Annotated in this window: 5 protein-coding genes; all 5 read left to right on the top strand. The window is 65.3% G+C overall.

Going from position 1 to position 7,389, the window contains the following annotated elements; translation table 11 throughout:
* Nucleotides 1-223 precede the first annotated feature (223 nt).
* The 5 genes from SAJA_RS15045 to SAJA_RS15025 all read left to right on the top strand — a co-directional run bounded on the left by SAJA_RS15045 (nucleotide 224) and on the right by SAJA_RS15025 (nucleotide 7,382).
* Nucleotides 224-1,324, top strand: a complete 1,101-nt coding sequence (locus tag SAJA_RS15045; protein WP_123659490.1) for an alpha/beta fold hydrolase — start codon at nucleotides 224-226, stop codon at nucleotides 1,322-1,324.
* A gap of 90 nt (nucleotides 1,325-1,414) precedes the next feature.
* On the top strand, nucleotides 1,415-3,076 hold the full coding sequence (locus tag SAJA_RS15040) for an FAD-binding dehydrogenase (RefSeq protein ID WP_123659489.1): 1,662 nt from the start codon (nucleotides 1,415-1,417) through the stop codon (nucleotides 3,074-3,076).
* Nucleotides 3,070-3,738 (top strand): HAD hydrolase-like protein, encoded by a 669-nt coding sequence (locus SAJA_RS15035; protein WP_123659488.1) that lies wholly within the window; start codon nucleotides 3,070-3,072, stop codon nucleotides 3,736-3,738. The genes SAJA_RS15040 and SAJA_RS15035 overlap by 7 nt, the downstream gene beginning before the upstream one ends.
* 55 nt (nucleotides 3,739-3,793) lie before the next feature.
* Nucleotides 3,794-4,630, top strand: coding sequence for a thioesterase family protein (locus SAJA_RS15030; RefSeq protein WP_123659487.1), 837 nt, complete (start codon nucleotides 3,794-3,796; stop codon nucleotides 4,628-4,630).
* A gap of 526 nt (nucleotides 4,631-5,156) precedes the next feature.
* Nucleotides 5,157-7,382: a TonB-dependent siderophore receptor gene (locus SAJA_RS15025; RefSeq protein ID WP_123659486.1), complete on the top strand. Its 2,226-nt coding sequence runs from the start codon at nucleotides 5,157-5,159 to the stop codon at nucleotides 7,380-7,382.
* Nucleotides 7,383-7,389: the final 7 nt, after the last annotated feature.

Below are 7,389 nucleotides of genomic sequence, written 5' to 3'. Positions count from 1 at the left end.
AGCGCAGAATGACTGCGCGGCGTGAGCTACGCCTCGTCTTGCCGCAAAACAGCGCTTGGCGTGGGCTCGCATGAAACGGCAACAGCCCCTAGGTCGTCGATCGGCGGTTTGATCGTCTGACTGGGCCCGGACACGGGGTCTGCGCGTTGATCGCGGGCGTCGGGATCAAACCGTGGCCGCGGCTGTCGTATGATGAGACGACCTGCACGTTGCGCCGTGGCCGATGTCGATATTGCCGCATGTCCTGAAAACAACGCGTCGCCTGACCGGGTACAAGCCGAAGGCACCGCCCCGCACGCCGGACTGGCGCGCGCTGCCCGCGCTGGAGGATACGCCGGCGGTATTCGATGTCATCCATCGGCGTGCGGGTGCTGCGCTGCGTCATTACCCGCGCCATTCCAGTGCCGGCAATCGCGCCCCGCGGACGCCGCTGGTGCTGGTGCCACCGTTATCGATCGCGCTGGGCGTATACGACCTCAGCGCCGAGCGCAGCCTGGTGCGTTATCTGACCGGCCGAGGCTTCGATCTGTATCTCATCGATTGGGGCCGGCCCAGCCGAGCCGAAGACCGGCGCCGGCTGGCCGATTATTTCTCGGGCCTGTTGCCGGAAATGCTGGCTCGCGTGCGGGTGCACTCCGGGCGTACACGGCTGAGCCTGCACGGCTGGGGTGGCGGCGGGCATTTCGCGTTGTGTCATGCCGCGATGAGCGCGCCCGAGCTGGTCGCCAATCTGGTGCTTGTGGCCACGCCGATCGATTATCACCACGACGGGGCCGTGGGCGCCCGGGTCCGCCGGCTGGCCGCCCGAGGGCGCCGGCTGCGCCAGGCCACGGGAATGACCTTGTCGCGCCTGCCGCCGGTCTTGCTGCACGCCCCCGGCTGGATGAGCGAGCTGGCCCTGCGCTGGGGGCCGATGGACACCGCCGGCGAGAGCAACGACGACGGCCACGAAGAAGAAAACGCACTGCGCGCGCGTGCCGTGGGCACGATCGCCAACGACGGCGTCGCGGCTTATCCGGGCGGCTTCGTGGCGGATGTGATCGATCATTTCTGGATCGATAACGCCCTGGCCACGGGACGCCTGCCCATGCCCGGTGCGGCCATCGGGCTCGAGGCCGTGCGGGTGCCGATCCTGGCGGTGGTCGGCCAGCGTGATCAACAGGCCACACCGGCCTCGGCACGACGTTTGGCCGACGTGGTGGCCAGCCGCGATGTGATGTTCGACGAGCTGCCCTGTGGCCACGTCGGCGCGCTGACCGGCGATGCCGCGGCCCGCTACAGCTGGTCACGCATCGCCGATTGGCTGATCGCCCACGACCATTGACCCGCGACCATTGACCCGCGACCATTGACCAGTGGTGGGCGCCGAATGCGGGCTTTAGCGTAGCGGGAATGAACACCGAGGAGGATGGCCATGCAGACCGACTGTGATGCGTTGATCGTGGGCGCGGGGCTGGCCGGGCTGGTGGCCGCCTGTGAGCTGGCCGATGCCGGCAAGACCGTCTGGCTGATCGAGCAGGAGGGCGCCAACAGCGTCGGGGGCCAGGCGCACTGGTCGCTGGGCGGGCTGTTCATGATCGATACCCCCGAACAGCGGCGTTGGCGGATCAAGGATTCGCCGGCACTGGCCCTGAACGACTGGCTGGGTTCGGCGGCCTTTGACCGGCCCGAAGATGCCTGGCCGAAAGCCGTGGCCGAAGCGTTCGTGGATTTCGCCAGCGGGCCCATGCGGGCCTGGCTGCACGCCATGGGCATGCGCTGGTTCCCGGTCGTGGGCTGGGCCGAGCGCGGCGGCGGGCATGCCGGCGGCCACGGCAACTCGGTGCCGCGGTTTCATCTGACCTGGGGCACGGGGCCCGGCGTGGTGGCTCCTTTCGCCGCCCGCCTGGCCGAGCACGAAGCCCATGGCCGCGTGGCGTTTTGTTTTCGTCATCAAGTGGATACGTTGATCACCGCCGACGGGGCCGTGGTCGGCGTCGCCGGCAGCCGCCTGGCCACGGACGACGTAGCGCGCGGGGCGCGCTCCTCGCGTGAGGTGGTCGGGGACTTTGCCTATCGCGCCGGCTGCGTGATCGTGGCCGCCGGCGGTATCGGCGGCGACCACGACAAGGTGCGGGCGCACTGGCCCGTCGAGCGGCTTGGCGCGCCACCCGCGCATATGCTCTCGGGCGTGCCGCACCACGTGGATGGCCGCATGATCGATATCACCGCCCGCGACGGGCACGCGGCCATCATCAACGCCGATCGTATGTGGCACTACACCGAAGGCATCGCCAATTGGGACCCGATCTGGCCGGCCCACGGCATCCGTATCATCCCCGGGCCGTCCTCGCTGTGGCTGGACGCCGACGGGGCGCGCTTCGAAGCCCCGTGCCTGCCGGGCTTCGACACTCTGGCCACGCTCAAGGCAATCCGCGCGCGCGGGCACGAGTATTCGTGGTTTGTGCTCGATCAGACAATCATCGAAAAAGAGTTCGCCTTGTCGGGCTCGGAGCAGAACCCGGACATGACGGCCGCCAGCTGGCGGGCGGTGCTGGCCAATCGGCTGTCCAAGGGGGGCCCGCCGCCGGTCGAGGCCTTCAAACAACACGGCGCGGATTTCATCGTGGCCGATACGGTCGATGAACTGGCCGCGGGCATGAACCGGGTATCGGGCGAGGGCCGGATCGAGGCCGCGGCCCTGAAACGCACGCTGGCTGATCGCGACGGCCAGATCGACAACGGCTATGGCAAGGATGCCCAGATGGCCGCCATCAACAACGCCCGTGGCTACGCCGGCGATCGGTTGTTTCGTGTGGCCAAGCCGCACCGCATGCTCGACCCGGCCAAGGGGCCATTGATCGCCGTGCGCCTGCATATCCTCACGCGCAAGACGCTCGGCGGGTTGCACGCCGATCTCGACGGGCGCGCGCTGGATGCTACGGGCCAGCCCGTGCCCGGGCTATATGCCGTGGGCGAGGCGGCCGGTTTCGGCGGCGGCGGTTATCATGGCTATAACGCGCTGGAAGGCACGTTTCTGGGCGGCTGTCTGTTCACCGGGCGCCGCGCCGGCCAACATGCGGCCACCGTATGCTGAAGCACCTGATCTTCGATCTCGACGGCACGCTCACCGATCCGTTCGAGGGCATCACGCGATGCGTGGCCTACGCGCTGGCTCGCTTTGATATTCATGTGGCCGATCGGCGCGCGTTGGCCTGTTATATCGGGCCGCCGCTCAAGCAGGGATTCATGGCATTTCACGGGCTCTCGGCCGGCGATGCTGAGATGGCCGTGGCGGCCTATCGTGAACGCTTTGCCGATGTGGGTCTCTACGAAAACACGGTCTATCCCGGCATTGAGGATCTGCTGGCCGCACGCGCGGCCGCCGGCCAGCGGCTGTTTGTGGCCACGTCCAAGCCCTGGTGTTTTGCGCGCCAGATTCTCGATCACTTCGGTCTGTCGAAATACTTTGTGCATATCCACGGCAGCGAGCTGGACGGCACGCGTACCGACAAGACCGATCTGCTGGCCTATGTGTTGAATACGCACGGTCTGGTGGCCGGCCAGGCATTGATGATCGGGGATCGGCGCTATGACATCGCCGGCGCCACGGCCAACGACATGGCGGCCTACGGCGTGAGCTATGGCTACGGGGGCCGGGCCGAACTGCTGGCCGCCGGTGCCACGACCATCTGTGACTCACCGGCCGCGCTGGCCGATGTGCTGGCCCGGACGGTAGCCGGTGGCCACGGGCAGTAGTCCAAGCAAGGCGCAATACGCTAACGTATGGAAACGCTCCGCGCCGGAAATCTGCATGTCTGACTCTGTATCCAACGCTGAAAACCGCACGCCGCTGTCGCGCCTGCTGGCCGAGATAACGGCCGCCGGGGCGGGCCCCAGCGAGCTCATGATTCCCGAGGACTGGCTTCAGGGCCGCGCCATCTACGGCGGCCTGTCGGCGGCACTCTGTCTGCAATCGGCGCTGTCGTATGTGCCCGAGGCCGGCCCGTTGCGCAGTGCCCAGCTGGCGTTTGTTTCGCCCGCGGGGCCGGGGGTGCGTCTGGTGCCCAACGTGCTGCGCCAAGGCAAATCCGCGGTCTTTGCCGGGACTGATCTACTGCGCGATGACGGCGGTGTGGCCTCGCGCGCCACGTTCTGTTTCGGCAAGAGTCGCGACTCACGGTTGGCCGTGGACCGGCTGCCGGCGCCGGATGTGGCTGACGCTGCGGACTGCCAGGGCTTTTTCAAAGACGAGGCCGGCAATAACCGCGGGCCGAACTTCGCCCAGCATTTCGATAGCCGGCGCGCTGCCGATGCGCTGCCCATGTCGAGCGCCGACGCGCCCGTGTTCACGGCCTGGATGCGTCATCGTGACCGTGCCATCGAATCCACGATCGTGGCACTGGCCGCCATCGGCGATGCCCTGCCGCCGGCCTCGATGGCGCTGTTCGACGGCCCCGCGCCGGTCAGTAGCATGACCTGGCAGTTCGAGTCGGTAGACGAGGCGCCGGCCACCACCGACGGCTGGTGGCTGTGCCAGTCGCGCGCCGAGACCATCGGCCAGGGCTATTCCAGCCAAAGCATGACGATCTGGAACCACGACCGACAGCCGATTCTCGTCGGGCGACAGAACGTGGCTGTTTTTTACTAAGGGCGTGTTGAGGTTTCATACGAGTCCGCGCCAAGCGCTCCATAAAATCGACTATGGGCGGCAAGACGAGGCGTAGCCCACTTAGCGTGTCATTCTGCGCTAGTGGGCTAGTGGGCTATAACGCTGTATTGCCGACGTGTCGCTCATTTTGTGGGCGCTTGTCCCTTCGGGTTGGGCCGCCCATAAAAAATCGAAGATGGGCGCCGTGGCGCTGGCGAGCCTTGATCGTGGCACGCCACGACGCGGCGACTCGCGCCTTGCAGGACACACTGCGGACTCTCGACGAAAGCGGCGCTCGTATGAAACCTCAACACACCCTAGGCCCGCCTGACAGACGCGCGGCTATCGAAATGTCGTTGCGTCCCATTTGCAAATGCTAATGATTCGCATCTACACTTGGCGCGACACGACGCCGATTCCTTGATCGGCGTCTATCGCAACCGATCCAAGGGGATGTGCAGGGATGACAAACAAGGCATGGGGCCGTGGGGTAGCGGGCTGTCGTCGTGACGTACGACGATTGGGGATGATCATCGCAGCGGCCGGTGTGCCCTGCGCCGCGATGGCGCAGAGCGCACCGGTGCCGCCGGCAGCGGCGCCCGTGGCAGCGGCGCCCGTGCCAGCGGCTGCCAGCGGCGATACATCGGCCACACCTGCTGCGCCGGCCACGCCGGCCGAGCTGTCCACGATCGATGTGACGGCCGGTATCCAGTCGGCGATTGCCCCGACCGAGGGCTATGTCGCCACGATCAGCCGGGGGGCGACTAAGACCGATACGCCGCTGATCGAAACGCCCCAGGCGGTCAACGTCATCACGCGCGCGCAGATTCAGGATCAGGGCTCACAGAGCATCAACGAGGTGCTTCGCTATACCCCAGGCGCCTATACCGGGCTGGCCGGGGCTTCGTCGCGCCAGGACGTGGTCGCGCTGCGCGGTTTCTCGGCTGGCGATGTGAACAACACGTTTCTCGACGGGCTACGCCTGCAGACGGATGCCGGCAGCTATTCCAATATCCAGATCGATCCGTTCTTTCTCGAACGGGTGGATGTCGTCAAGGGGCCGAGTTCGGTGCTCTACGGGCGAGCCATGCCGGGCGGCCTGGTCAACTATACGACCAAGCGGCCGCAGGCCGAGCAGGCCGGGCTGTTGCGATTTTTCGGCGGCAGCTTTGATACCTACGGCGGCGGTTTCGATCTGACCGGCGCGTTGCCCGAAAAAAGCTGGGGCAACTATCGGATCGTCGGTAAGGCCGATACTTCGAACACCCAGTACGACGTGGTCGAGCGCGAAAGCTATACGCTCATGCCCGAGGTAAGCCTGAATCTCTCCGACGATACCGAGCTGTTGTTGCAGGCTTATATATCCGATGAGCCAGAAGGCGGCTTTCATGGGGCCGTGCCTTATGACATATCGGTGAACAACAATCGTTTCGGCCGCCGGGTGGATTCATCCTGGGTCGATGCCTCGGCCGGCAACGAGCGCTTCGAGCGCCAGCAGCAGCTGGTGTCGTATGTTCTTACCCATCAGGTCAACGAGCACGTCAAGCTGCGTTCGCATTCGCGCTACAGCTCGGTGGATACCGATCTGGAACAGGTCTATCAGATCGGTTTTGCCGGGGACGGGCCGGAGCTCTCGCGTTATTTCTCGGGGGCCAACGAGGATCTGTCGGCGTTCTCGACCGATAACAACGCACAGTTTGATTTCGCCACGGGCGGGGTGGGTCACACGCTCATCGCCGGCTTCAACTTCCAGCGGCGCAACAATTCGGTGGTGAACTTCGGCAACGGCGACGTGACCTCGCTGGACCCGTTTGACCCGGATTATTCGGGTAACGCGCTGGGCTCGGAACCGTTCAAGAGTGCTGACCAGCAGCGCTCTTTGTCGCAGTTCGGCATCTATCTGCAGGATCAGATGACCTGGAACCGGCTGCACCTGGTACTCAGCGGACGCGAGGATTTTCTCGATCGGCGCTATGTCTCGGATCTGAACGGCAATACCGATGCCCGCGCCGACAACGCCTTTTCCGGACGGGCGGCCGTGCTGTACGAGTCACGTATCGGCCTGTCGCCGTATTTCTCCTACAGCGAGGCCTTCAACCCGACCACCGACACCACGGTCGACGGTGTCGTGCCCGAACCGGTGGACAGCCATCAGTATGAGGTGGGCCTGAAGTATCAGCTGCCCAACACCGAGAGCCTGTTCACACTCGCGCTTTACGACCTGACCCAACAGAACGTGCAGCAACGCGTGAGCGTCGTGAACCCGGTCTACCAAGGTGTGGGCGATGTGTCCTCGCAGGGCGTGGAGCTGACGGCCAACGCCGCGGTCACCGACAAGCTGCACGTCATCGCCGGCTACAGCTACAACAGCATCGAATACGACGACAGCATCAATACGCCGGGCCTGACCACCGAGGCCGGCAATACACCCGTGCGTACGCCCGATCAGCTGGCCTCGTTGTGGGTTCAGTACGACTTCCCGCTGGGGATCCGCGGCGGCCTGGGCGGGCGTTATGTGGGCGAAAGCTATGCCAACGGGCTCAACACGCGGAAAGTGCCCGACTATGCGGTGGCCGATGGCTTTGTCAGCGCCGATCTCGGCGAAATGGCGCCGCACCTGGACGGCGTGCACCTGCGAGTCAACGCCGACAACATTTTCGACAAGGACTATGTGAGCGCCTGTTTCAACGAAACCTATTGTTATTTCGGCCAGGCGCGTCGTGTGATCGCAACGCTCGATTATCGGTTCTGATTCGTGA

This window comes from Salinisphaera japonica YTM-1 (genome assembly GCF_003788585.1).
Lineage (GTDB): Bacteria > Pseudomonadota > Gammaproteobacteria > Nevskiales > Salinisphaeraceae > Salinisphaera > Salinisphaera japonica.
This window is presented reverse-complemented; position numbering and strand designations above follow the sequence as displayed.